We start from the raw sequence: 23,958 nt of genomic DNA on the forward strand, positions 1-23,958 counted from the left end.
CGTAAACCTATGTCAGAATATTCTGAATGGTTACCTCTAAGTCCACTGCCGACACAGAAGCTTCACATTACTGCGTGATTCAGGCGCCCTTTGGCCGCCTCGGAATCTGGACTGAGGTGGTTGATGGTAGCTTGATGCTGGCAAAGATCGATTACCTGCCAATTCAATCAAAACTGATTCCCCCAAGAAATTTGTTGGCAAAGGAGGTTCAAAGACAGTGTCTAGCCTACTTTAAGGATCCTCACTTTGAGTTTGATATCCCATTAAAGCCCATCGGTACAGCACATCAAGAAAAGGTGTGGCGTAATGCCCAACAGATTTCACTTGGCCAAACTGCAACCTATGGCGAGATTGCGAACAAAATAAAAAGTGGACCAAGGGCGGTTGGAAATGCTTGTGGCGCCAATCCTTTTCCGCTCATTACGCCTTGCCATCGGGTGGTGAGTGCCCAAGGACTTGGTGGCTATATGAAAGAGGACTCGCCTGGTTTCTACCGCGCGATCAAAATTTGGCTGTTACGTCACGAAGGTGTTTTGTAAGCACTCTTTATTTCAGCAACTTTCTGAGATCTTGACTGCTGAGATAGAAAAAAAGTTTAATCAGAAGGTTGCTTTGCGCTGCCAGTTTTGTGAAGCCATAAACTATCCACACTACTCTACGTGTGAGCTTTTGCTCGGAAATGACCTTGGCTGAGTCTTTGCGGGCAATGGCATTTAAGGTTAAGACAGCTAATCCAAAGGCTAAAAAGCAAAAGCGGCGAATGCCCACTTCTTGTTTTGGGACCAGTAAAATGTAATTACGGGCTTCTAAGAGTTTGTTGTAGGCAATCGTGAGTAGATCACTTTGACTCATTTTGGAGGGCCTCCAAGAAACTCCGCGGGCACGATCTTCTGAAGAGTCTTTCAAGATGTTGGTCATCTGTAGAGCTTGCCCAAAACCGATACTCAAGGATTCATTGCCCTGCATACTTTGAGCAAAGTGAGCGGAATGATTGCTAAAGAGATTAGTGAGTAACTCCCCCACAACACCCGCAACGACATAACAGTACTCTTCAAATTCTTTTAAATCGCTTAATCCGGCTGTCGATTGCCTGGTGTGAAAACGAGACATGCCTAAAGACATAATAGAAACACATTTGGTAACGGCCTCTTGATCTTGGGTAGTGCAGGTGTGCAAAATTCTCAAGACCGCAGGAATATGCTCAATCAGATCAAGCTCACTCAGATTGGCATGGTTTTTGAGTGCTGCCAAGCAGGGCTCTACAAAAGCCTGGGGGGTCACTTTACCCACCACGCTGTCTAAAAATAGTTGGGATAGCGCTTGTTTCGTGGATGGCTCTAGGTCAAATGCATCCTCGATCGTATCGACAATGCGACAGAGTAGATAGGCATTGCCGACAACTTTTTCCAAAGACGCTGGCAGTAATGGGATCGTGAGGGCAAAGGTTCTCGAAACCGAGCCCAGAATCGATTTTTGATAGGCCAGGTCGGCTTGCGGGTTTGCCGAGGAAGTGTTCACGCTTGAATTATGTCAGAAGGGCTTGCCTCAAGTTGGTTCAAAACCTTCCTTTGCCATAAGTAACAAGATCTTATAATTTGGCAAATTCATAAAGGAACTAGATTGTGCTGATTTGGTTTGTGATCATTTATTGGGTTATATCGGTGGGGATTGGCCTCTGGGCTGCCTTGCGCGTGAAAGATACAGCAGACTTTGCTGCTGCAGGTCACAGCCTGCCACTCCCGATTGTTACCGCCACTGTATTTGCCACCTGGTTTGGTTCAGAAACCGTACTCGGCATTCCGGCAACCTTCTTAAAAGAGGGAATGGGCGGAATCGTCGCAGACCCATTTGGTTCTTCACTCTGCCTCATTCTGGTGGGCCTCTTTTTTGCTCGCCATCTCTACAACCGAAAAATGCTCACTATTGGCGATTTCTTTCGAGAAAAGTATGGCCGTACAGTCGAAGTTTTAGTCACTCTCTGTATTGTTGTGTCTTATCTTGGTTGGGTTGCCGCACAAGTGAAGGCCTTAGGCTTGGTGTTCAACGTTGTTTCTGAAGGAAGTATTTCTCAGACGGGCGGCATGCTCATCGGCGCCTGCAGTGTCTTGATCTATACCTTGTTTGGAGGAATGTGGTCAGTGGCGATTACGGACTTCATTCAGATGATCATCATCGTGATTGGCATGCTGTACATCGGCGGCGAAATGTCCACGCAAACGGGCGGAGTAATGCCTGTGATTCAACATGCAGCCGCTGCAGGTAAATTTAATTTCTGGCCCGATATGAATCTGGCTGCAGTATTGGGTTTTATTGCTGCTCTATTCACCATGATGCTAGGTTCAATACCTCAGCAAGATGTGTTCCAACGGATTACCTCATCTAAAAATGTCAATATTGCGGTTCAGGCTGCAATCTTGGGCGGAGTTCTTTATTTCATTTTTGCCTTTGTGCCGCTCTATCTGGCCTACTCTGCAACACTCATTAGTCCTGACTTGGTTAATGAATATCTCGATACTGATCCGCAAATGATCTTGCCTAAGTTAGTCTTAAATCATGCCCCAATGATTGCGCAGATCATGTTTTTTGGTGCCTTGCTCTCCGCAATCAAGAGTTGCGCTAGTGCAACTTTGTTAGCGCCCTCTGTCACTTTTGCAGAAAATATCGTCAAAGGTTTTTTTAGACATCTTTCCGATCAACAGTTGCTCAAGATCATGCGCATCACCGTGATTTGTTTTGCTGTGGTGGTTACTTTCTTTGCAGTCAATTCACAGCTCTCTATTTTTAAGATGGTTGAGAGCGCTTATAAGATCACGCTGGTGGCAGCTTTTGTACCACTGGCTTTCGGGGTGTATTGGTCGAAGGCCAATTCCTTGGGCGGTTTGTTGGCAATTGTGTTTGGGCTCACTATTTGGATCAGTTGTGAAATGTTGGCTCCAGATGCTGTGATGCCGCCCCAGCTTGCTGGTTTATTAGCAAGTATTTTTGGGATGATTGCAGGAGGGTTTACCCCAAGAGCACTCTTAAAAGCAGTGTAAAGATTGCTATTACCTAAAAATTGAGTCATTTTTGATATTGCACTGCAAAATATTCTCATCTAATATGACAGTAATTCAATATTATTTTGCAAGGCAGTCATGAAAATTTGTGTCATCGGTGGAGGGGGTGCGATCGGCGGATATTTAGCCGTCATGCTAGCCCGAGCTGGAAATGAGGTTACTGTTGTGGCACGTGGTGCAACCTTGGCTGCCATTCAAGAGCGCGGTTTGGCTTTGATCATGGATGATCAGCCAGAGCCATTAATAGCCCAAGTCAAAGCGGTAGAAAAAATTACCGATGTCAAAAATCCTGATCTCGTGATTTTGGCGGTGAAGGCTCATCAAGTAGAACCCATCGTTGATGATTTAGCAAACATTATGGGCCCCAAAACCATTTTGATTCCAATGCAAAATGGCATTCCTTGGTGGTACTTCCAAAAACTGGCAGGACCATTTCAGGATCATTCCGTTGAGACGGTCGATGCGGGTGGTAAGGCTAAAAAAGCGATTAACCCCGAAAACATTATTGGCTGCGTTGTTTACCCCGCCACCTTTACCCAGGCGCCTGGAGTGATTCGTCATGTTGAAGGTAATCGCTTTCCGATTGGCGAACTCAATGGTCAAGTTACAGAGCGAATTCAAGCAGTGTCTGAAGTCATGGTTGCTGCCGGATTTAAGTCACCTGTCTTAGAGGATATTCGTTCTGAAATTTGGTTGAAGCTCTGGGGCAATATGACCTTTAATCCAATTAGCTCTTTGACGCATGGAACCCTTGAAGGAATTTGTCAGTACCCTCTGACTAGGGAGCTAGCCCGGAGCATGATGGCGGAAGCGCAAACGATTGCTGAGAAATTAGGCGTCACTTTTCGTGTCGATATTGAGCGTCGTATTGCTGGCGCAGAAAAAGTGGGTAAACACAAAACCTCAATGCTGCAAGATTTAGAGGCAGGCCGCAGTTTGGAGGTGGATGCTTTGTTAGGGTCGGTAATTGAATTAGGAAAGATTACTGAGACTCCAACTCCTTGCTTGAATACAGTCTTTGCTTTGACTAAGTATCTTGACGAGAACGTACAGGCATCCAAAGGTAGTCTATCGCTTCCATCCGTATCGGGATATTGATATTGGGGGCATTGAGTGAGTTGTAAGGCCCACTCAATACTCACTTAAGACTTCCTCAGGCCTTACTCAAATGTATTGTCGAGTCGACCTACACCATCGATCACAATACTCACTTGACTGCCTGGTTTCATGGAGCCAACGCCAACTGAAGTTCCGCAGGCAATAATGTCGCCCGGTTCAAGTGGAACATCCTGTGAGATGAGACTGACAAGCTTTGCGGGTGGAAAAATCATATCGCTAACAGGGTAGTTTTGGCGCTCTTGCTCATTCAAAATGGTTTTGATGTGGAGTGACATGGGGTCAACACCGCTGGTAATGTATGGGCCGAATACACCAAAGGTGTTAAAGCTCTTTGAGCGCGTCCACTGCGCATAACCAGGATCACGATTGAGAATCTCTATCGCAGTGACGTCATTGATGCAGGTGTAACCAAAGATGGAGTTTTGTGCCTCAGACTCAGATGCTTCATAGCAGTGTTTACCAATCACAATACCGAGTTCTCCCTCGTAGACTACTTTGCCGGAATAGGATTTTGGAGTACGAATCACTTTGCCATTAGCTAGGAAGGAATTATTGCCCTTCAGAAAATACAAAGGTTCAGTGGGAATTGTGTGCTCTAGCTTGCTAACTAATGCATAAAAGTTATCTACCATCGCAATCATCTTGGAGGGCGCGCAGGGGATATCAATTTCTACCTCCGCAAGTGGAATCAACTCCCCTGTGGGCTGCGGATTGGCAAACATGTTTCCAGAGTGAGCTTGGATCTGTTCTCCTAATAGTTGACCGAAGCCCGGTTTATTGTGATGAGTAAATCTGAGCCATTGCGCCATAGTGTTCCTCGATGAAAGAGATCAATATGATTATCTTACAGGGCAAGCGCTGGTCGGAATGAGAGGATTCGAACCTCCGACCCCCTCGTCCCGAACGAGGTGCGCTACCAGGCTGCGCTACATTCCGTTAGAAATACTTTAGCAATAATTAGGATTGTCTAGCAAGTGAGTATTGGCATAAAGCAAACAAGGCATCAGTAGCCTCATTTTTGGGAAAGGATGCTAGGCACTCTTTCGCTAAATGCGCCTCTTTCTGAGCGGCTGCCTGGGTGTAATCCAGTGCACCAGAGTCTTGAACTGCCTTCAGAATTTGTGCGAAGACATCTTGAGGTAGATCTTGGTTTTGTTCAATTGCCGCCCGCACTAAAAGCTGTTCCTCATGACTTCCTTTTTCGAGGAGATAAATGAGCGGTAGAGTTGGCTTACCTTCGCGTAAATCATCGCCGGCATGCTTTCCCATTTGTTCGGCATCTGCCGTGTAATCCAGCAAGTCATCCATGAGTTGGAAGGCAGTGCCAATATGGCGACCAAAAGCAGCAGCGGTTTCTCTCTCGGCTTCACCTGCTCCAGCAATGATTGCGCCTAGTTCGGTAGATGCTTCAAACAATTTGGCGGTTTTATAGCGAATGACTCGGAGGTAGCTTTCTTCATCGACTTCAGGGTCATTCATATTGAGTAGCTGTAAAACTTCGCCTTCGGCAATCGTATTGGTTGCATCTGACAGGATCTCCATGACTCTAAGATCATTAGGGCCGACCATCATTTGAAAGGCTCTTGAGTAGAGGAAATCACCCACCAAAACGCTGGCGGCATTACCAAAAGCAGCATTGGCGGTTTCGCGCCCTCTACGAAGCGTAGATTCATCAACCACATCATCGTGCAGCAAAGTCGCCGTATGAATGAATTCAACTACGGCAGCGAGCTCTAGAGCATGAGGGATTTCTTTGCCCTTGGATAGAGCCTTGGCAACTAGCATCAGCAGGGCGGGGCGGACACGCTTGCCGCCAGCCTGGATGATATAGGTGGAGATTTGGTCAATTAAGGCCACTTTTGAGGCTAAACGCAGCCGAATGAGGTCATCTAAGGCCTTGAAATCTAAGGAAATAGGCCCCAGAATCTGGTTTAGCTCATTGTTTTTGACAGAGGTGGTCATGCAAGATATAATAATGGGCTTGGCTAATCCAGGGTGGATTAGCCCAAAATGTAGGCTTAAATTGAGGTTTCAAACCATGTACGCGGTCATAAAAACCGGTGGCAAACAGTATAAAGTTGCTGCTGGCGAAAAATTGAAAATAGAACAGATACCAGCGGAAATCGGCAGCGAAATCACTCTTGACCAAGTCCTCGCCGTAGGCGAAGGTGCATCACTGAAATTAGGTGATCCATTGGTTAATGGTGCAGCTGTGATGGCCACTGTCGTCTCCCAGGGACGTCACGATAAAGTGACAATCTTTAAGATGCGCCGTCGCAAGCATTATCAAAAGCACCAAGGCCATCGTCAGAATTTCACTGAGATTCTGATTAACACGATCAAAGCCTAATTAGGCGGGAATAGCAGGAGAAAGATATGGCACAGAAAAAAGGTGGCGGCTCGACACGAAACGGCCGTGACTCAGAATCGAAACGCTTAGGCGTTAAGGTATTTGGCGGCGAGCATATTAATGCTGGCAGCATCATTATTCGTCAACGTGGCACACGTGTTCATCCAGGTGCTAACGTTGGTATTGGTAAAGATCACACTTTGTTCGCCTTGATTGACGGACAGGTTGAGTTTGGCGTGAAGGGTGCTTTGAAGAAGGCCCAAGTTTCAGTCTTGCCTCGTTCGTAAGGCGCCTGACTGAGACACGTTTTAATTCAGATTGATTCCGAATTTAACTCTTAGGAACAGGCCTCGCTAAGCGAGGCCTTTTTTATTCATGAAATTTATAGACGAAGCACGTATCGAAGTAATCGCTGGCCAGGGTGGCGCTGGAAGTGCTTCTATGCGCCGTGAAAAATTTATTGAATTTGGCGGCCCTGATGGTGGTGACGGTGGTAAAGGTGGAAGCGTCTGGGCTATTGCCGATCGCAATATCAATACCTTGATTGATTACCGTTATGCCAAAACCCATACGGCAAAAAATGGGGAGCCAGGGCGTGGCGCTGATTGTTATGGTCGCGCAGGTGATGATATTGAATTGCGTATGCCGGTTGGAACAATCATTGCCGATTACGAAACAGGTGAACCAATTGCTGACCTTACGACGCATGGGGAGCGTTTGTGCTTAGCTCAAGGCGGAGTAGGTGGTTGGGGTAATATTCACTTTAAGAGCAGTACTAATCGTGCTCCTCGACAAAAAACAAATGGTAAGCCAGGTGAACGCCGCAAACTGAAGCTCGAGCTCAAGGTGTTGGCTGATGTAGGTTTGTTGGGTATGCCAAACGCTGGTAAATCAACCCTGATTACCGCCGTTTCTAATGCGCGCCCTAAAATTGCAGATTACCCATTTACAACCTTGCACCCGAATTTGGGTGTGGTGCGTGTAGGCAGTGAGCGAAGCTTTGTGATTGCCGATATTCCTGGTCTGATCGAGGGTGCCGCAGAAGGTGCCGGCTTAGGTCATCGCTTTTTACGTCACCTTCAGCGTACCGGTGTCTTATTGCATCTCGTAGATCTTGCGCCCTTTGATGAAAATATCGATCCTGTTGCAGATGCCAAGGCAATTGTGAACGAGTTGCGTAAGTACGATGAGGCTTTGGTTGAAAAACCACGTTGGTTGGTGCTCAATAAGGTTGATATGATTCCCGAGGAAGATCGGGCTAAAGCGGTCGCTAATTTTGTGAAGAAATTTAAGTGGCAAGGCCCTGTTTTTGAAATCTCTGCATTAACAGGCTTGGGTTGCGATAAGCTCTGTTATGCCTTACAAGATTATTTAGATTCCGTTCGCCGTGATCGTGACGAGGCAGATGAACGTGCTGAGGACCCACGCTATCAAGTAGAAGATAAGAATCCAGATTAAAGTATTCACGCATATGAATAGCAGACAATCAAAACGTGTCGTTGTCAAAGTTGGATCTAGTCTTGTTACCAATAATGGTGAGGGCTTAGACCGTGCGGCGATTGCGAAGTGGGCAGAGCAAATTGCTGCACTGTTAAAAGCAGGGCACCAGGTGCTGATGGTGAGCTCAGGTGCAATTGCTGAAGGCATGCAGCGCTTAGGTTGGACTACTAGACCACAAGAAATTCATCAGCTGCAAGCAGCAGCAGCGGTTGGGCAAATGGGCTTGGTTCAGGTGTACGAAAGCTGTTTTGCACATTTCAATTTACGGAGTGCGCAAATTCTATTAACGAACGCAGATCTAGCAAATGATGAGCGCAATGCTAATGCCAAGGCGACTCTAGAAACGCTATTAAAGCTGGGTGTGATACCCATCATTAATGAAAACGATACTGTGGTGACCGATGAAATTAAATTCGGAGATAACGATAACTTAGCTGCATTAGTAAGTAATTTAATTGAGGCGGATCTTCTGATTATTCTGACGGATCAGGGCGGTTTATATACTGCTGATCCACGCCATGATGTATCTGCCCATATAGTCAGTCAAGGTATGGCTGGTGATCCAGCCTTAGAAAAAATGGCGGGTGGTGCAGGCAGTCATCTGAGTAAGGGTGGAATGTTGACTAAAGTATTGGCTGCGAAAGTGGCGGCTCAAACTGGAGCCTCTACAGTGATTGCCTCTGGCAAGGAGGCGGATATCCTGACTCGCCTACTAGTAGGCGAAAGTATTGGCACTCTCTTAAGTGCTAATTAATATTTAGTTGCCGATTACACCAAATGAATTAGAGGGTTGTGTCCCACCAGTAAATTTCTCAGGGTTAAGAGCACGCAAAACTGCCGGCAGATGGGTCTCTTGACTATTAAAGCTGCATAAGGCGCCCTGAGCTAGTGCTGCTTGATAGCGGTTTGGGGTATGGAGCTTTATGTCTTTCCACTCGCTTAATGGGTTTGGTTTCCAGGCCCCCTGTTCAAAAGTTCCATATAGTCGCCATTGATAGCTATCGCAGCGAATTCCTTCGTATTGCGCTTGTTGTTGGCCGCTAGGATTAGTCATGACTACGATATACCGAGTCACACCATCAGCTCCAATCAAGATGGCACTCGTATCAATTGAAAACTTGAAAACAGTTTCTCTAGAAACGTAAAAAGACTGAAGCTTTTCAGGGTTTGGGGGATTTAAGGGCATAGTAGTTTTACCCTCTTTAAACACGGTTGGTGCAAAAGGGTCTACTCCGCTCACCATTGGGTCACCACTGCACGCAGTCAAAATCAAACAAGCGAAAGTGCTCAGCATGCATAAGCGGTTTTTTGGAAAGGATTTAATCATTCGAGTATTTGCCCTCTTTTGCGTCTTTGACAGAGCCCTCTTTGGGATAAAAAGATTGCATGAGTTCAAGAGGAGATCCCCAGACCAATTCTTGCATTTTGCTACTCCGACTCAGATATCGAGCCAGTTCAGAAAGAGCGAGCTGATAAACCTCACGTTTGAATTCAATAACGGAATTGAGCTCAATCCAGAATGGAACCCAGCGCCAAGCATCAAATTCTGGGTGCTCAGATGCTCTTAAATGAATATCACTATCTAGCCCGACTAAACGCAATAGAAACCAGATTTGCTTTTGACCACGATAGGCGGGTCGATGAACGCGGGTAGGGTGTTGTCGCCGCAAGTACTCTTCAGGGACGTCATAGCGAAGCCAATCCCGGGTTCGCCCAATAATTTGGACGTGCTCAGGCAGTAAGCCTACCTCCTCATGCAATTCGCGATACATGGCCTCTTCTGGACTCTCGCCATGCTGAATTCCGCCCTGCGGAAACTGCCACGAATGCTGCCCAACACGTTTTCCCCAGAAAACCTCGTTGTGGCCATTGAGGAGGACAATGCCAACATTGGCTCTATATCCTTCACGGTCAAGCATGATCGTGCCCCAAATCCTTTAAAATCAACGATTTGATTATATCCATACATGAAAGCTTCACAATCATTTCTCGCGACGCTAAAAGAAGCCCCCTCGGATGCGGAGGTGGTCTCGCACAAGCTTATGGTGCGCGCAGGGCTTATTCGAAAATTAAGCGCTGGTATTTATAACTACCTCCCTTTGGGGTTAAAGGTGATTCGTAAGGTAGAAAACATCATTCGCGAGGAAATGAATCGCGCAGGTGCAATTGAATTATTAATGCCCATGATTCAACCTGCCGAGCTTTGGCAAGAAACTGGCCGTTGGGAAAAAATGGGCCCAGAGTTACTCCGCATTAAAGATCGCCATGAGCGTGATTTTTTAATTCAGCCTACATCAGAGGAGGTGATCACTGATTTGGCACGAAATGAGATCAAGAGTTACAAGCAACTGCCCATCAATTTCTATCAGATTCAAACAAAGTTTCGGGATGAGCGTCGCCCCCGTTTTGGAATCATGCGTGGGCGCGAGTTCAGCATGAAGGATGCCTATTCTTTCGACCGTGATGTAGAAGGCCTAAAGAAATCCTATCAAATGATGTTCGATGCCTACACGCGCATTTTTCAAAGAATGGGTCTCAAGTTCCGTGCTGTAACTGCAGACAACGGGGCGATCGGTGGCTCTGGTAGCCAAGAATTCCATGTGATTGCAGATACGGGCGAGGATGCGATCGTCTATTGTCCAAGTTCGGATTACGCAGCAAATCTAGAGGCCGCTGAATCTTTAGCCTTGATTGCCAGCAGAGCAGATGCAAAACAGGCAATGCAAAAGGTGGCGACTCCAGATAAGACGAATTGTGCAGAAGTGGCGGCTCTTTTAAATATCCCACTTGAGACAACAGTGAGGTCTCTCTTATTTGCTGTCGATCAAGAAAAAGGCCCGGCTAAATTATTTATGTTGCTATTGCGTGGTGATCACGAGCTCAATGAAGTGAAAGCGAGCAAGATTCCTGGCATGGCGGATTCTCGATTTGCAACAGAGGCCGAAATTTCAAAAGCCTGTAATGCTCCAGCGGGTTACCTAGGTCCTGTTGGTGTTGGTGCCGATGTCACAGTTGTGGCAGATCGTACTGTCGCCAATATGTCCGACTTTGTTTGTGGCGCCAATCTAGCAGGTCATCACTTGACCGGTGTGAATTGGGTGCGCGACCTACCTGAGCCTTTGGTGATGGATTTGCGCAATGCGGTCATTGGCGATCCATCGCCAGACGGTAAAGGCGTTGTGGATATCTGTCGAGGGATTGAAGTCGGCCACGTTTTTCAATTGGGAACACGTTATTCAGAGGCAATGGGCTGTACCTATCTTGATCAGCAAGGTAAATCTCAGCCAATGGTCATGGGTTGCTATGGTATTGGCGTCACGCGTCTTCTCGGGGCTGCTATCGAGCAAGGTCATGATGAGCGCGGTATTGTTTGGCCGATTTCGATGGCGCCATTTGAAGTCGTGATCTGTCCGATGAATTACGACAAGTCTGAGCAGGTTAAGACCGCTGCTGACGAATTGCATGAACAGTTAATCGCGGCAGGTATTGACGTGATCCTTGATGATCGTGGTGAGCGTCCGGGCGCGATGTTTGCAGACTGGGAGTTGATTGGTGCACCATTCCGGGTAGTGATTGGCGATCGTGGCTTAGCAGATTCGCTGGTGGAATTTAAAGGACGTACTGATGCAGAGTCCCAAAATATTCCGATTGCAGAAATCAAAGATAAAGTAATTGCTGCTGTGAATACAGCAAAGCAACTCGTCGCTTAATTACTTTTTAAATAAGCCGCCGATACCCTTGGCGGCTCCTTTAGCGGCCATGCCCGCCATGGCGCGTGCCATCTTACCGCCCTTGAATTGCTTCATCATGGTTTGCATTTGCTCAAACTGTGCGAGCAAGCGATTGACCTCTTGAACTTCAACGCCAGCCCCTGCAGCAATACGACGTTTACGACTGGCTTTCAGAAGTTCAGGTTTGCTGCGTTCCTTTGGCGTCATGCTATCAATGATGCCGCGCATCCGTACAATTTGTTTGTCAGCTTGACCCATATTGGCTTTACTAGCTGCCTGAGCCATATGACTTGGGAGCTTATCCATTAGGCTGGCCATACCACCCATTTGCTGCATTTGAGAAATTTGATCTCGGAAGTCTCCCAGATCAAACCCTCCCTTAGAAATTTTTGTTGCTAGCTTTTCTGCTTTAGCAACATCCACACTTTGTTGGGCCTGTTCTACCAGAGCCAAAATATCGCCCATGCCCAAAATACGGTTCGCCATACGCTCGGCATCGAATGCTTCGAGCCCATCCATTTTTTCAGCAGTGCCAATGAACTTGAGGGGTACGCCCGTTACTTGGCGAACTGAGAGCGCAGCACCTCCACGTGAATCACCATCCAGTTTGGTGAGAATGACGCCCGTCAGTGGCAACGCATCATGAAAAGCTTTGGCGGTGTTGACCGCATCTTGACCAAGCATGGCATCGACGACAAATAGGGTCTCAATCGGGTTGAGTTTGTCATGCAGATCTTCAATCTCTTGCATGAGTACCTCGTCGATACCCAGTCGGCCAGCAGTGTCTACCAGCAGGACATCAAAGTAATGACGACGTGCCCAATCTAAGGCTGCAAGCGCAATAGCAGCGGGCTTTTGATCGACGCTACTCGGAAAGCACTCGGCACCAACTTGTTTGCTAACGGTAGCGAGCTGTTCTATAGCAGCCGGGCGGTACACGTCACATGAGACGGTGAGCACTTTCTTTTTCTTTTTTTCTTGCAGCCATTTAGCCAGTTTGCCTACCGAAGTGGTTTTACCAGCACCTTGCAGGCCAGCCATCAGAATGACTGCTGGAGGTTGGGTTGCTAAATTGATTTCACCGCTCTTTAACCCATCACCAGACATTACCTGAGCGAGTTCTCGTTGGACTAACCCGACTAAGGCCTGCCCAGGACTCAGACTTCCAACCACCTCTTCACCAAGGGCTTTAAATTTAATTTGCTCAAGAAGCGTTTTAACGACTGGAAGGGCTACGTCAGCCTCTAATAGGGCTAAGCGGATTTCCCGAAGCATTTCTGTAGTGTTGCTTTCGGTCAGGCGGGCTTGTCCCCGCATGGTTTTCACAACACGAGATAGGCGATCGGTCAGGTTCTCTAGCATTTATGGATTAGACTTTCTAGATGGACATTTTAGGTTACCTCAGCTGCAGTTGGCTCACACCAGCCCTTTATCTTCTGCTTTTAGTCTTTTTGACCTTAAGTGCACAGGCTTTGGCGCAATCCCCATTCTTTATTGGGTTGGTTCGCATCAGCATCTTTTTTATCCTGATCGTTCACGGTATCCAGTTGCATGAATCGGTTTTTACGGCTCAAGGCTTTGTTTTTGGCTTTGCTCAAGATCTCTCCCTGATTGCGTGGGCGGGCCTGGTCTTTTATTGGTTCCAGTCTTGGTTTTTGCCCATCGTCAGTTTGCGTTGGATGGCCTTAATCTTTGCGATGGTTTGCTCCGCGCTACCAGGCCTTTTTCCAGGCACTCTCCTGTCCCCGGCTGCGGTCTCTGATCCTTGGTTCAAGGGGCACTTTATTGTTGCCACGCTATCAGTGGGCCTGTTGAGTCTGGCAGCAATGCACGCTATGTTGATGAGTATTCAGGATCGGGCCTTGCATAGACAGCTCAGTATTCGGCCTAATGGATTTTTGGCGCATTGGCTAGAAGATCTGCCGCCCTTGCTCACCATGGAAAACCTATTGTTTAGCCTTCTCTATGTTGGCTTTGCGCTCTTGAGTTTGACAGTGTTTTCAGGCTTATTTTTTTCCCAAACCCTGTTTGGCAGACCTTTGGTGTTTGATCACAAAACCGTTTTTGCCCTGATCTCTTGGGTTTTATTTGGCGCCCTGTTAGCAGCGCGCTGGCGAGTTGGGTTACGCGGCAGAGCGGCAGTGCGTTGGGTGTTAAGTGCCTATAGCGCATTGTTGTTGGCATACGTAGGGAGCCGATTTGTTTTGGAAGTCATCCTCCATAAGGTCTGAACTTGATTAAGTGGCTACTTTTAGTGCTGGGCGCTGCTTACTTCTACTATTGGTTTAAAGGTAAGGAGCGGGTTGCACAAGCAAGACACGCTCAAGCTCAGCTTGAGGCCCAAAGGAAAGGCGCCACGCCGCAGCCAATGGTGCAGTGTCAGCTTTGCCATGTACACCTTCCAAAATCTGAGGCGATTAAACAAGAAGACCGTTTTTATTGTTCAGCTCAGCATCTGTCCGCTCTAGATCATTCCGGTTGGCTTGGGGCAGCCCTGTGGCGACCTTCCCCAAACCATGATTCCCGTCCAGAGGGCTGTATTCCGGACTTGGTGGTGATGCATCACATTAGCTTGCCGCCCAGCGAGTTTCAGAGGCGCGCGAGTACTCAATACATCATTGATTTTTTTCAAAACAAGCTTGATCCGACTGCTCACCCTTACTTTGAAGAAATTGACGGCCAAAAAGTATCTAGTCACTTTTTAATTTCTCGCCAGGGTCAAGTCTTTCAATTGGTCTCTGCCAAGCAAAGGGCCTGGCATGCGGGGGTCTCTGAGTTTTTGGGTAGAGAGCGCTGTAATGATTTCTCGATCGGGATCGAAATGGAGGGGGACGGCGATTCTCCATTTGAAGAAATTCAGTATCAAGAGCTCGGCTCATTGCTTCAATATTTGGAGAAAGCATTTCCCCAACTCCAATTTGCAGGACATAGTGATATCGCACCTCAACGAAAAACAGACCCTGGAAAATATTTCGACTGGGCTAAGTTGCAGAAAACAACACTCATTCCTGAGAAAAATTTCCCATTTGGACTGGATTCTCGCTAGTCAAAAATTTTGATGTGAGGATCTACTCACTTCTCTAGCCCCATTGAAAAGGGCTCAAATATTTCAGTTTAAAAATGACTCAAATTGGTGCTGAAGACTAGTGAAAATACTTACGCAAATTTGTAATAAAAGTCTTACTAAACTGGAAATATTTCCCTATACTTAGTATCAAATGAATAAAAAAACACTAGATGTAGTGTTTTCTGTAGACAATAGCCCTTTGTATTTAAAGACTTTTTACCCGATCACTATATATAAGTAGGAAAAACATGACATACGCCAATCCACAAACCGCTGACCAACAAGCTGGGGTAGCCAATCAGGGCTCGAACCCTGGTAGTTCAGTAAGTCAGACGCCTTCCGCTGGCTTTGTGGCCGGCGGGGTAGGTGGGACCCAAGCAACCCAGCTTTCGGACTACAAAATCATTCGTCGTAACGGTTCTGTAGTGGCTTTCGAGCCATCAAAGATTGCCATTGCCGTTACCAAAGCCTTCTTGGCGGTCAATGGTGGTCAAGGCGCTGCTTCTGCTCGTGTGCGTGAACAAGTTGAGCAATTAACCCACGCAGTTGTCCGCGCTTTATTGCGTAGCCGTCCAAATGGTGGCACTTTCCACATTGAAGATATCCAAGATCAAGTGGAATTGGCATTGATGCGCAGTGGCGAGCACAATGTGGCCCGCGCTTATGTGCTTTACCGTGAAAAGCGCAATCAAGAGCGCGCAGCCCAACAAGGCGTTTCACAAGAAGCCCAGGCAGCTACCCAGGCAGCTGAGTCAGGTATTAAGGTGACCGATAACGGCCAAGAGAAGTGGTTGGATATGGCTGCTTTGCGCACCGTCATTGAAGCTGCTTGCGAAGGCCTTGGCAATCACATCGATGCCACACCCATCATTACTGAAACCATCAAAAATCTGTATGACGGTGTGCCAATGGCGCAGGTGTATGACTCTGCGATCTTGGCTTCACGCACTTTGATCGAAAAAGATCCAGCCTATAGTCAAGTGACAGCACGCATTCTGATGCACGTGATTCGTAAAGAAATTTTGGGTCGTGAAGTATTGCAAGGTGATATGCAGGCTGAATACAGCACTTACTTCGCTAAGTACATCAACGAAGGTATTGCTGCTGAATTGTTAGATCCGCGCATGCGTGAATACGATTTACCAAGACTGGCTGCAGCTTTGAATGCAAATCGCGATTTGCAATTTAACTACCTTGGCTTGCAAACCTTGTATGACCGCTACTTCTTACATATCGAAGATCGTCGCATTGAAATGCCACAAGCCTTCTTCATGCGGGTTGCTATGGGCCTGGCTTTGAATGAAATGGACCGTGAGCGTCGTGCAATTGAGTTCTATGAAATCTTGTCTACATTTGATTTCATGTCCAGCACACCAACTTTGTTCAACTCAGCTACCACTCGTCCTCAGCTCTCAAGCTGTTATCTGACAACAGTTGATGATGATTTGGATGGCATCTATGAAGCTTTGAAAGAGAACGCTTTGCTGTCTAAGTTTGCTGGTGGTCTTGGCAATGACTGGACTAACGTGCGTGCGCTCGGTAGTCACATTAAAGGTACTAACGGTAAGTCACAAGGTGTTGTGCCATTCTTGAAAGTGGTGAACGACACCGCAGTTGCGGTTAACCAAGGCGGCAAGCGTAAGGGCGCGGTGTGTGCCTACCTCGAAACATGGCACTTGGATATTGAAGAGTTCTTAGAGTTGCGTAAGAACACTGGCGATGATCGTCGTCGTACTCATGATATGAATACCTCAAACTGGATTCCAGATTTGTTCATGAAGCGCGTTATGGAAAATGGTGACTGGACTTTGTTCTCCCCATCCAACACGCCAGATTTGCACGACAAGTATGGCAAAGCGTTTGAAGAGGCATATGTTGCCTATGAAAAGAAAGCCGATGCTGGCGAGATCAAACCTTTCCGCAGAATTCCGGCGCAGCAGTTATGGCGCAAGATGCTCGGTATGTTGTTTGAGACCGGCCATCCTTGGATTACTTTCAAAGATCCTTGTAACATCCGTAGCCCACAGCAGCATATTGGTGTGGTGCACTCATCTAATCTATGTACTGAGATCACTCTCAATACCAATGAGTCTGAAATCGCGGTTTGTAACTTAGGCTCAGTGAACTTAACTGCGCACATGACCACAGATGCATCAGGCAAGATGATTTTGGATCACGAGAAGTTGCACAAGACGATCCGCACTGCAATGCGCATGTTGGATAACGTGATCGATATCAACTATTACGCAGTAGCTAAAGCACGCAATTCTAATCTCAAGCATCGTCCAGTGGGTTTGGGCATCATGGGCTTCCAGGATTGCTTGCATATGCTGCGCATTCCTTACGCTAGCGATGAAGCGGTGAAGTTTGCAGATTCTTCAATGGAAGCAATTTGCTATTACGCCTATTTAGCGTCTAGCGAGTTGGCTGAAGAGCGCGGTACCTACAGCACCTATAAAGGCTCTTTGTGGGATCGCGGCATCCTCCCGCAGGACTCGGTAGCTTTGTTGGCGCAAGAACGTGGTGGTTATCTTGAGGTTGATGCTTCCTCCCAGATGAATTGGGATAGCTTGCGTAGCCGGATCAAGCAGCATGGCATGCGTAACTCCAACTGTGTGGCGATTGCCCCAACCGCAACGATCTCAAATATCATCGGCGTTTCTGCTTGTATCGAGCCTACTTTCCAGAATCTATTTGTTAAATCGAATCTTTCTGGTGAATTTACGGTTGTAAATGAGTACTTAGTGCGTGATTTGAAAGATCGCGGACTATGGGATGAGGTCATGATTGCCGATCTGAAGTATTTCGATGGCACCTTGTCCAAAATCGATCGTATTCCACAAGATTTACGTGATTTGTATGCAACTGCTTTTGAAGTGGAGCCAAGCTGGTTGGTTGAGGCCGCTTCCCGCCGTCAGAAATGGATTGACCAAGCCCAGTCTTTGAATATTTACATGGCCGGTGCATCCGGTAAGAAATTAGACGACACTTACAAGTTGGCATGGTTACGCGGTTTGAAGACAACCTATTACCTTCGCACGATGGCTGCAACCCACGTTGAGAAATCCACTGTTGCTAGTGGCCAACTCAACTCAGTTTCTAGTGGTGGTGGCGTAAATGGTACCGATGCAGCTGCAGCAAGTGCTGCTGGTGCAGTAGAGGCGGACGGTCCAGTTTGCACAATGCGTCCAGGCGACGCTGGTTTCGAAGAATGTGAAGCATGTCAATAAGCCATTTGCTGATTGACTGACAAGAAAGAATTAAGGAGAGCATGATGTTGAATTGGGAAGAAGAAGTTGCGCCAGCCCTGGCAAGAACCGGTCTTGCACCGCAGCCTGTAGTTGCTGAAGTACAGCGCCCACAGCCAGACCAAGTTGCTATCGCACCGCAGCAAGCTGCACCAGTGCAATCTGCCCCTGCGGCAGGCGGCGCAGCATTGCGCGTCAATGCTGCCGATAAGCGCGTGATTAATGCCAAGACTGACGTTAATCAGTTGGTTCCATTTAAATATAAGTGGGCTTGGGAAAAGTATTTGGCGGGTTGTGCAAACCACTGGATGCCACAAGAGATCAATATGAACCGCGACATTGCGCTTTGGAAAGATCCTAATGGCCTGACAGAAGATGAGCGTCGCATTATTAAACGCAATCTCGGTTTTTTTACAACGGCCGACTCTTTGGCTGCGAACAACATTGTTTTGGGTACTTATCGCCACATTACGGCTCCAGAATGCCGCCAGTACCTCTTGCGCCAAGCTTTTGAAGAGGCAATTCATACCCATGCGTACCAATATATTGTGGAATCTTTGGGTCTAGATCAGGCTGAAATCTTCAATGCGTACAACGAAATTGAATCTATTCGCGCTAAAGATCAATTCTTAATTCCATTTATTGATGTCTTAACTGACCCGAATTTTCAGACTGGCACATTAGAAAATGATCAGAAACTACTTCGTTCGCTGATTGTTTTTGCTTGCGTAATGGAAGGTTTGTTCTTTTATGTTGGTTTTACGCAAATACTTGCAATGGGTCGCCAAAACAAAATGACGGGTGCTGCTGAGCAGTATCAATACATCTTGCGCGATGAGTCGATGCACTGCAATTTTGGGATTGATTTAATTAACCAAATCAAGCTGGAGAACCCGCAGTTATGGACTTCTGCATTCAAAGACGAGATCAAATCCATCTTTGAAAAAGCAGTCGAATTAGAGTATCGATATGCAGAGGATACGATGCCTCGCGGAGTGCTCGGATTGAACGCGCCAATGTTCAAAGGTTACCTAAGATACATCTGTAATCGCAGATGTTTGCAAATAGGACTTGACGCAATGTTCCCAAATGAAGAGAATCCATTCCCATGGATGTCAGAAATGATAGATCTGAAGAAAGAACGAAACTTTTTTGAGACACGCGTTATTGAGTATCAAACCGGTGGTGCGCTAAGTTGGGAGTAGTCAGTCAGTAATAGTGCACATCCGGCTAAATAGGAGATTAGACGGTTGGATAGTATTCAGAGTCAGTTAAACCAGGCGAAATTCCGAAAACCCTTGCTCAAGGGTGTCTGGGCTACTCTCCCTATTTTTTTCACCACATTTAAAAAGCCGTTGCCCTTTGGGGCCGCGGCTTTTTTTCCAAGATTCATTAGCGTGCAGTACAAAGCATCAAGCCGCGCGCCGATGAATGGCTCGCTCGCCAACTCTTTAATGCCGCAAGGCCTTATGGAATGGAGTGGTCGGGTCTTCTTAAACGGTAGTTTGTACTAATCCTCACGTGAAGGAGCAATATTATGGCAATCGCCAAGAAAAAAACCGCTGCAAAGAAACCAGCTGCTAAGAAAGTTGCAGCTAAGAAGCGTCCAGCTGCTAAGAAGCGTCCAGCAGCTAAAAAAGTAGCTGCTAAGAAGCGTCCAGCTGCTAAGAAGAAGGTTGCTGCTAAGAAGCCTGCTGCTAAGAAAGTAGCTGCTAAGAAGCGTCCAGCTGCTAAGAAGAAGGTTGCTGCTAAGAAGCCTGCTGCTAAGAAAGTAGCTGCTAAGAAGCGTAAACCAGCTGCAAAAAAAAAGTAAGTAAGCCTGCTGCGAAGAAAAAAGCGGGCTCTGTTAAAAAGCCTGCTGCCAAAAAAGCTGCAGCTTCAACTCCGTTGAATCCTGCTGCTGCTTGGCCCTTCCCAACTGGCACACGTCCATAAGCTTCGGCTTGTAGGTGTGTGAAGTTCCAAGGGGTCTCTTATGAGGCCCCTTTTTTATTGCCCAAACGCATTAGAAGTGAAAGCCAAAAGCAGTTTTGAACTGGGCGCTAATCTCATCTTTGGAGGGTTTGTGGTTTTGCGGCCCTTGGTGGGTAATTTTGATGGAGCCCATTAGGCTAGCCAGTCGGCCAGTGGTTTCCCAGTCCATGCCATTTTCGAGGCCATAGAGGAGACCACCTCTGAATGCGTCGCCACAGCCGGTAGGATCAACAACTTTGGCGGCGGGTACTGGGGGAATAGCAATCTTTTTGCCGCCTGAATAAACTTCAGCACCTTCGGCACCCTTGGTCACAATCAGCGCCTTCACCCGCTCAGCAATTTTGTCTAGACTCATCCCGGTTCTTTTGGCAAGCATTTCACCTTCGTAGTCATTGACTGCAAGGTAGCTAGCCAAATCGATCAATTCTAATAATTCAGGGCCATTAAACATGGGCAAACCCTGTCCCGGATCAAAGATGAATGGGATTTCTGCGTTAGCCAATTGATGACAGTGTTCCCACATCCCTTGACGACCATCTGGGGCCACAATACCGATTTTGGCTTGTCCCTTTTTGCTTTGGGTGCGTTCGTCAACTACGCTAGAGACTAAATTGAGGTGCGATTCATTCATGGCGCCAGGATGAAAGGCCGTAATTTGATTGTTGGATTGATCGGTCGTGATCATTGCTTGCGCTGTAAAAGCATCTTTGATCTGGCGAATATGGGTGGCATCAATCTCGAGTGCTTGGAAATGATGTAGGTAAGGATCAGCATCACCACCGACTGTTGCCATGATGATGGGATCCCCGCCGAGGAGATGCAAGTTATAGGCAATATTGCCTGCACAGCCCCCGAATTCTCGACGCATAGTGGGTACTAGAAAGGCCACATTGAGAATATGAATTTGCTCAGGAAGAATTTGATCAGCAAATTTGCCTTCAAAGTTCATGATGGTGTCGTAAGCGACTGAACCGCAAATTAAGCTGGCCATAAAAAGATTCCGTTTAAGAGAAAAAATTAGTGAGAAGGATAAAACAGTCGAACACGGTAGCCCGCCACTTGATTGGGCAGGGTAATTACTAGTTCAGTATGAATATTTTCTAAAGCAGGTGCGCCAGTGCGCAAAAAGTTGGGATGAAGTTCTTGAAACTGAGCAGGGATCCATTCGGAGGGAGAAAATTCAATCGTTTGAATTACGGTTTCCTCGGGATCTGTCAAAGAAATTTCTAAATTGGGCCATAAAACAGCAATTCCAATGCGATTGTTGATGTCAACTCTCAAAATAGATTGCTTAGAAGGATTTATAAGCCCCTCTTGAGCGTGATCGAGTGCAAGACTGGCAGAGTTGATCTTCCATGCTGAAAAATCGCTTACAGGGCGATCTATGCAGCCTAAGGCGCTACATAATTTGCGATCAATTTGTTGCAGCACAAAAAAAGCACGGTGTGAAAACGTATTTGCATTGTTATCTGAGATTGGTGCTAATGCTGGGAGTAGGGTTTGTCTAAACATATGCTCGCCAAACAAGAGAGTCAGAATCAAAAACAAGACTAACAAGACTGGCCTAACTTTTTTTTTGAGCCCGACTAAAAAATGACCCTGAGATTTGCTTGGTAGAGTTCCCTGCAAACAAACCCATCCATCACTTTCTTTCCAGATCGATAGCTCTAGCCATTGGCGATAGGTCGCTACGACCTCATCTGCTTGGCGCGCCAAGACCCCAGACAACACAATTTGGCCGCCGGGACGGATTTTGTTGACCAAAGCTGGCGCTAGAACTTGAAGAGGGTTGGCAAGGATGTTCGCCATCACAATGTCGTATTTGACCTCAGGTGCAAGTTCAAGCGCTCCCTCATTCGGAAGAACAAATTGAATATCGACCTGATTGATCTGGGCATTACTTCGAGCGGCGACGATCGCTTGCGGATCAATATCAGTTCCAACGACGGCAGTGCATCCAAGTTTTGCAGCCGCGATTGCCAATATGCCTGAGCCACATCCGTAATCGAGCAAGGTTTGATTAAGCAATTGAGTATGTTGCTCTAGCCAGAGCAAACAGAGGTGGGTGGTGGGGTGACTGCCAGTGCCAAACGCTAACCCCGGGTCTACTGCAAGACAAATCGCTTGAGGATCGTTCGACGGCGTCTCATGCCAAGAGGGAACTACCCAGATGCGTTTACCGATCTGAATTGGTGCAAATTGACTTTGTGTCAGCCGCACCCAATCTTGTTCTTCAACACGCTTTTCCTCGGGAGCTTGAATCTCAAAACCCAGATCCTTTAGAGCAGCCAACAAGTTGTTGATGAAATCCGGCGCATCGGATTGATCCATTTCGGGATTGAAGAGCGCTGTGACGGATGAGCGATCCCAAGCTTGAACTTCGGGAGATAAACCAGGCTCACCATACAGCGGGTTTTCATCATAGCCACCTGCTGCGTCATCTTCTACGGTGACAGAGAGGGCTCCGAGTTCGAGCAGTGCATCCCCCAAGGGTTCTGCAATTTCAGCAACGACCGTAAAAATGAGTTCACGATAGGCCATCTTTAGGCTTTACCGCGACTAGCTGCTTGCTCTTCTAGGCGGTGCTCTAGGTAATGAATACTGGTTCCACCCTCGATGAAGTTCGGATCAAGCATCAACTCCCGATGCAGCGGGACATTGGTTGTGATGCCATCGATCACCATTTCTGAGAGAGCGATTTGCATGCGACGAATTGCTTGCTCGCGAGTATTGCCGTAGGAAATCAGTTTGCCGATCATCGAGTCATAGTTTGATGGCACTACATAGCCGCTGTAAGCATGAGAGTCAACCCGAATACCAGGACCTCCTGGCATATGCCAAGACTGAATTCGGCCAGGGCTGGGTGTGAACTTGAAGGGGTCTTCGGCATTGAGGCGGCACTCGATAGCATGTCCACGAAAGACAATATCTTTTTGACGGTAGGCTAACTTCAGACCGGCTGCAATCCGAATTTGCTCTTGCACAATATCTACACCCGTAATCATTTCGGTAACAGGATGCTCAACCTGTACACGGGTGTTCATTTCAATGAAGAAAAATTCGCCATCTTCATACAGAAACTCAAATGTGCCAGCACCACGATAGCCAATTTTTCTGCAGGCCTCGGCACAACGCTCGCCGATCTTGGCAATCAAGCGACGATCAATTCCAGGAGCTGGTGCTTCCTCAATCACTTTTTGGTGACGGCGTTGCATCGAGCAATCGCGTTCGCCTAACCAGATGGCATTGCCATGGGTATCAGCGAGTATCTGAATCTCAACATGGCGTGGCTTCTCTAAAAACTTTTCCATGTAAACCTCTGGATTGCCAAAGGCCCTGCCCGCTTCTTCACGCGTCATATTGACGGCATTAATCAGGGCCGCTTCAGTATGTACCACTCGCATGCCGCGTCCACCACCACCGCCAGCTGCTTTAATAATCACTGGGTAACCAACCCGTTTTGCTGTTGCAATAATTTCTTTAGGATCATCAGGTAGGGCACCTTCTGAACCAGGTACGCAGGGAACGCCCGCTTTGATCATGGCCCGTTTGGCAGAGACTTTATCGCCCATGAGGCGAATGGACTCCGCTTTGGGTCCGATAAAAGCAAAACCAGATTTCTCAACACGCTCTGCAAAGTCAGCATTCTCGGAAAGAAAACCGTATCCAGGATGAATCGCCTCAGCATCAGTGACTTCTGCAGCAGAAATAATTGCCGGCATATTGAGGTAACTTAAGGGGGACGGTGGCGGGCCGATGCAAACCGCTTCATCGGCCAGCTTGACGTACTTTGCCTCTTTGTCGGCAGTGGAATAGACCACAACTGTTTTGATACCCAATTCTCGGCAAGCGCGTTGAATCCGCAGAGCGATTTCGCCCCGATTAGCAATCAGAATCTTATCGAACATGGAGA

General features: G+C 47.2%; 21 protein-coding genes, 1 tRNA gene and 2 pseudogenes. 13 read left to right on the forward strand and 11 right to left on the reverse strand.

Features of this window, described 5'->3' with window-relative positions:
• Positions 1-26 precede the first annotated feature (26 nt).
• Positions 27-539, forward strand: coding sequence for a methylated-DNA--[protein]-cysteine S-methyltransferase (locus AOC06_RS00985; protein WP_215380511.1), 513 nt, complete (start codon positions 27-29; stop codon positions 537-539).
• Between the two features lie 7 nt (positions 540-546).
• Here the strand turns inward: AOC06_RS00985 and AOC06_RS00990 are convergent, their stop codons facing one another.
• Positions 547-1,518 carry a squalene/phytoene synthase family protein gene (locus tag AOC06_RS00990; protein WP_215380513.1) on the reverse strand — a complete coding sequence of 324 codons (972 nt, stop codon included), beginning with the start codon at positions 1,516-1,518 and terminating at the stop codon, positions 547-549.
• A gap of 104 nt (positions 1,519-1,622) precedes the next feature.
• On the opposite strand from AOC06_RS00990, the gene AOC06_RS00995 reads away from it, so the two are divergent.
• Both AOC06_RS00995 and AOC06_RS01000 read left to right on the forward strand, forming a co-directional pair.
• Positions 1,623-3,035, forward strand: a complete 1,413-nt coding sequence (locus AOC06_RS00995; RefSeq protein WP_215380515.1) for a high affinity choline transporter 1 — start codon at positions 1,623-1,625, stop codon at positions 3,033-3,035.
• A gap of 99 nt (positions 3,036-3,134) precedes the next feature.
• Positions 3,135-4,154, forward strand: coding sequence for a 2-dehydropantoate 2-reductase (locus tag AOC06_RS01000; RefSeq protein WP_215380517.1), 1,020 nt, complete (start codon positions 3,135-3,137; stop codon positions 4,152-4,154).
• Positions 4,155-4,216: 62 nt separating this feature from the next.
• Here the strand turns inward: AOC06_RS01000 and AOC06_RS01005 are convergent, their stop codons facing one another.
• The 3 genes from AOC06_RS01005 to AOC06_RS01015 form a co-directional block, all read right to left on the reverse strand.
• Positions 4,217-4,984, reverse strand: a complete 768-nt coding sequence (locus AOC06_RS01005) for a fumarylacetoacetate hydrolase family protein (protein ID WP_215380518.1) — start codon at positions 4,982-4,984, stop codon at positions 4,217-4,219.
• 50 nt (positions 4,985-5,034) lie between these two features.
• Positions 5,035-5,111: transfer RNA gene (locus AOC06_RS01010), tRNA-Pro, on the reverse strand.
• 21 nt (positions 5,112-5,132) lie between these two features.
• Positions 5,133-6,137 (reverse strand): polyprenyl synthetase family protein, encoded by a 1,005-nt coding sequence (locus AOC06_RS01015; protein WP_215380520.1) that lies wholly within the window; start codon positions 6,135-6,137, stop codon positions 5,133-5,135.
• 76 nt (positions 6,138-6,213) lie between these two features.
• Between AOC06_RS01015 and rplU the strand changes: the two genes are divergently transcribed.
• From rplU to proB, 4 genes and pseudogenes are all read left to right on the forward strand, one after another.
• Positions 6,214-6,525 (forward strand): 50S ribosomal protein L21, encoded by a 312-nt coding sequence (gene rplU, locus AOC06_RS01020; RefSeq protein ID WP_011902040.1) that lies wholly within the window; start codon positions 6,214-6,216, stop codon positions 6,523-6,525.
• Positions 6,526-6,551: 26 nt separating this feature from the next.
• On the forward strand, positions 6,552-6,812 hold the full coding sequence (gene rpmA, locus AOC06_RS01025; protein ID WP_011902041.1) for a 50S ribosomal protein L27: 261 nt from the start codon (positions 6,552-6,554) through the stop codon (positions 6,810-6,812).
• 88 nt (positions 6,813-6,900) lie between these two features.
• Entirely contained in the window at positions 6,901-7,983 is a 1,083-nt protein-coding gene (gene obgE / locus AOC06_RS01030) for a GTPase ObgE (RefSeq protein WP_215380522.1), read from the forward strand.
• Positions 7,984-7,996: 13 nt separating this feature from the next.
• Positions 7,997-8,773: pseudogene (gene proB, locus AOC06_RS01035) on the forward strand (glutamate 5-kinase); the annotation flags it as partial.
• A 9-nt stretch (positions 8,774-8,782) separates the two neighbouring features.
• On the opposite strand, the gene AOC06_RS01040 reads toward proB, so the two are convergent.
• Together AOC06_RS01040 and AOC06_RS01045 are read right to left on the reverse strand one after the other, a co-directional pair.
• The gene (locus AOC06_RS01040) at positions 8,783-9,352 is read right to left on the reverse strand and encodes a CNP1-like family protein (protein ID WP_215380528.1); all 570 of its coding nucleotides are present in this window, start codon (positions 9,350-9,352) and stop codon (positions 8,783-8,785) included.
• Positions 9,345-9,944 (reverse strand): RNA pyrophosphohydrolase, encoded by a 600-nt coding sequence (locus AOC06_RS01045; RefSeq protein ID WP_215352310.1) that lies wholly within the window; start codon positions 9,942-9,944, stop codon positions 9,345-9,347. The genes AOC06_RS01040 and AOC06_RS01045 overlap by 8 nt, the downstream gene beginning before the upstream one ends.
• A 48-nt stretch (positions 9,945-9,992) precedes the next feature.
• Between AOC06_RS01045 and AOC06_RS01050 the strand changes: the two genes are divergently transcribed.
• Positions 9,993-11,735: a proline--tRNA ligase gene (locus AOC06_RS01050; protein ID WP_215380530.1), complete on the forward strand. Its 1,743-nt coding sequence runs from the start codon at positions 9,993-9,995 to the stop codon at positions 11,733-11,735.
• Here the strand turns inward: AOC06_RS01050 and ffh are convergent, their stop codons facing one another.
• The gene (gene ffh, locus AOC06_RS01055) at positions 11,736-13,118 is read right to left on the reverse strand and encodes a signal recognition particle protein (protein WP_215380532.1); all 1,383 of its coding nucleotides are present in this window, start codon (positions 13,116-13,118) and stop codon (positions 11,736-11,738) included.
• Between the two features lie 20 nt (positions 13,119-13,138).
• On the opposite strand from ffh, the gene AOC06_RS01060 reads away from it, so the two are divergent.
• From AOC06_RS01060 to AOC06_RS01080, 5 genes are all read left to right on the forward strand, one after another.
• Positions 13,139-13,987: a cytochrome C assembly family protein gene (locus tag AOC06_RS01060; protein ID WP_215380534.1), complete on the forward strand. Its 849-nt coding sequence runs from the start codon at positions 13,139-13,141 to the stop codon at positions 13,985-13,987.
• A 2-nt stretch (positions 13,988-13,989) separates the two neighbouring features.
• On the forward strand, positions 13,990-14,802 hold the full coding sequence (ampD, locus tag AOC06_RS01065) for a 1,6-anhydro-N-acetylmuramyl-L-alanine amidase AmpD (RefSeq protein ID WP_369411329.1): 813 nt from the start codon (positions 13,990-13,992) through the stop codon (positions 14,800-14,802).
• Positions 14,803-15,071: 269 nt separating this feature from the next.
• Positions 15,072-18,053, forward strand: a complete 2,982-nt coding sequence (locus AOC06_RS01070; protein ID WP_215380535.1) for a ribonucleoside-diphosphate reductase subunit alpha — start codon at positions 15,072-15,074, stop codon at positions 18,051-18,053.
• Between the two features lie 44 nt (positions 18,054-18,097).
• On the forward strand, positions 18,098-19,276 hold the full coding sequence (locus AOC06_RS01075) for a ribonucleotide-diphosphate reductase subunit beta (RefSeq protein WP_215381655.1): 1,179 nt from the start codon (positions 18,098-18,100) through the stop codon (positions 19,274-19,276).
• A 332-nt stretch (positions 19,277-19,608) separates the two neighbouring features.
• Positions 19,609-19,884, forward strand: coding sequence for a hypothetical protein (locus AOC06_RS01080; RefSeq protein WP_371818427.1), 276 nt, complete (start codon positions 19,609-19,611; stop codon positions 19,882-19,884).
• 192 nt (positions 19,885-20,076) lie between these two features.
• On the opposite strand, the gene AOC06_RS01085 is transcribed toward AOC06_RS01080, so the two are convergent.
• From AOC06_RS01085 to accC, 4 genes and pseudogenes are all read right to left on the reverse strand, one after another.
• Positions 20,077-21,036, reverse strand: a complete 960-nt coding sequence (locus AOC06_RS01085; RefSeq protein ID WP_215380537.1) for a carbohydrate kinase family protein — start codon at positions 21,034-21,036, stop codon at positions 20,077-20,079.
• A gap of 26 nt (positions 21,037-21,062) precedes the next feature.
• Positions 21,063-21,557, reverse strand: a complete 495-nt coding sequence (locus AOC06_RS08790; RefSeq protein ID WP_500797038.1) for a DUF3426 domain-containing protein — start codon at positions 21,555-21,557, stop codon at positions 21,063-21,065.
• A gap of 105 nt (positions 21,558-21,662) precedes the next feature.
• A pseudogene (gene prmA, locus AOC06_RS08795) lies at positions 21,663-22,586 on the reverse strand (50S ribosomal protein L11 methyltransferase); the annotation flags it as partial.
• A gap of 2 nt (positions 22,587-22,588) precedes the next feature.
• A complete protein-coding gene (gene accC, locus AOC06_RS01095; protein WP_215380541.1) occupies positions 22,589-23,953 on the reverse strand; it encodes an acetyl-CoA carboxylase biotin carboxylase subunit in 1,365 nt (454 codons plus the stop codon).
• Between the last annotated feature and the right edge of the window lie 5 nt (positions 23,954-23,958).

The organism is Polynucleobacter paludilacus (genome assembly GCF_018687595.1).
In the GTDB taxonomy this organism is placed as follows: domain Bacteria; phylum Pseudomonadota; class Gammaproteobacteria; order Burkholderiales; family Burkholderiaceae; genus Polynucleobacter; species Polynucleobacter paludilacus.

What these genes read in the sequence shown, in the direction of transcription:
- AOC06_RS00985 (WP_215380511.1), top strand. Translation starts at nt 27, where the DNA reads ATGGTTACCTCTAAGTCCACTGCCGACACAGAAGCTTCACATTACTGC.
- AOC06_RS01000 (WP_215380517.1), top strand. Translation starts at nt 3,135, where the DNA reads ATGAAAATTTGTGTCATCGGTGGAGGGGGTGCGATCGGCGGATATTTA.
- AOC06_RS01005 (WP_215380518.1), bottom strand. Translation starts at nt 4,984, where the DNA reads ATGGCGCAATGGCTCAGATTTACTCATCACAATAAACCGGGCTTCGGT.
- AOC06_RS01015 (WP_215380520.1), bottom strand. Translation starts at nt 6,137, where the DNA reads ATGACCACCTCTGTCAAAAACAATGAGCTAAACCAGATTCTGGGGCCT.
- rplU (WP_011902040.1), top strand. Translation starts at nt 6,214, where the DNA reads ATGTACGCGGTCATAAAAACCGGTGGCAAACAGTATAAAGTTGCTGCT.
- rpmA (WP_011902041.1), top strand. Translation starts at nt 6,552, where the DNA reads ATGGCACAGAAAAAAGGTGGCGGCTCGACACGAAACGGCCGTGACTCA.
- obgE (WP_215380522.1), top strand. Translation starts at nt 6,901, where the DNA reads ATGAAATTTATAGACGAAGCACGTATCGAAGTAATCGCTGGCCAGGGT.
- AOC06_RS01040 (WP_215380528.1), bottom strand. Translation starts at nt 9,352, where the DNA reads ATGATTAAATCCTTTCCAAAAAACCGCTTATGCATGCTGAGCACTTTC.
- AOC06_RS01045 (WP_215352310.1), bottom strand. Translation starts at nt 9,944, where the DNA reads ATGCTTGACCGTGAAGGATATAGAGCCAATGTTGGCATTGTCCTCCTC.
- AOC06_RS01050 (WP_215380530.1), top strand. Translation starts at nt 9,993, where the DNA reads ATGAAAGCTTCACAATCATTTCTCGCGACGCTAAAAGAAGCCCCCTCG.
- ffh (WP_215380532.1), bottom strand. Translation starts at nt 13,118, where the DNA reads ATGCTAGAGAACCTGACCGATCGCCTATCTCGTGTTGTGAAAACCATG.
- AOC06_RS01060 (WP_215380534.1), top strand. Translation starts at nt 13,139, where the DNA reads ATGGACATTTTAGGTTACCTCAGCTGCAGTTGGCTCACACCAGCCCTT.
- AOC06_RS01070 (WP_215380535.1), top strand. Translation starts at nt 15,072, where the DNA reads ATGACATACGCCAATCCACAAACCGCTGACCAACAAGCTGGGGTAGCC.
- AOC06_RS01075 (WP_215381655.1), top strand. Translation starts at nt 18,098, where the DNA reads ATGTTGAATTGGGAAGAAGAAGTTGCGCCAGCCCTGGCAAGAACCGGT.
- AOC06_RS01080 (WP_371818427.1), top strand. Translation starts at nt 19,609, where the DNA reads ATGGCAATCGCCAAGAAAAAAACCGCTGCAAAGAAACCAGCTGCTAAG.
- AOC06_RS01085 (WP_215380537.1), bottom strand. Translation starts at nt 21,036, where the DNA reads ATGGCCAGCTTAATTTGCGGTTCAGTCGCTTACGACACCATCATGAAC.
- AOC06_RS08790 (WP_500797038.1), bottom strand. Translation starts at nt 21,557, where the DNA reads ATGTTTAGACAAACCCTACTCCCAGCATTAGCACCAATCTCAGATAAC.
- accC (WP_215380541.1), bottom strand. Translation starts at nt 23,953, where the DNA reads ATGTTCGATAAGATTCTGATTGCTAATCGGGGCGAAATCGCTCTGCGG.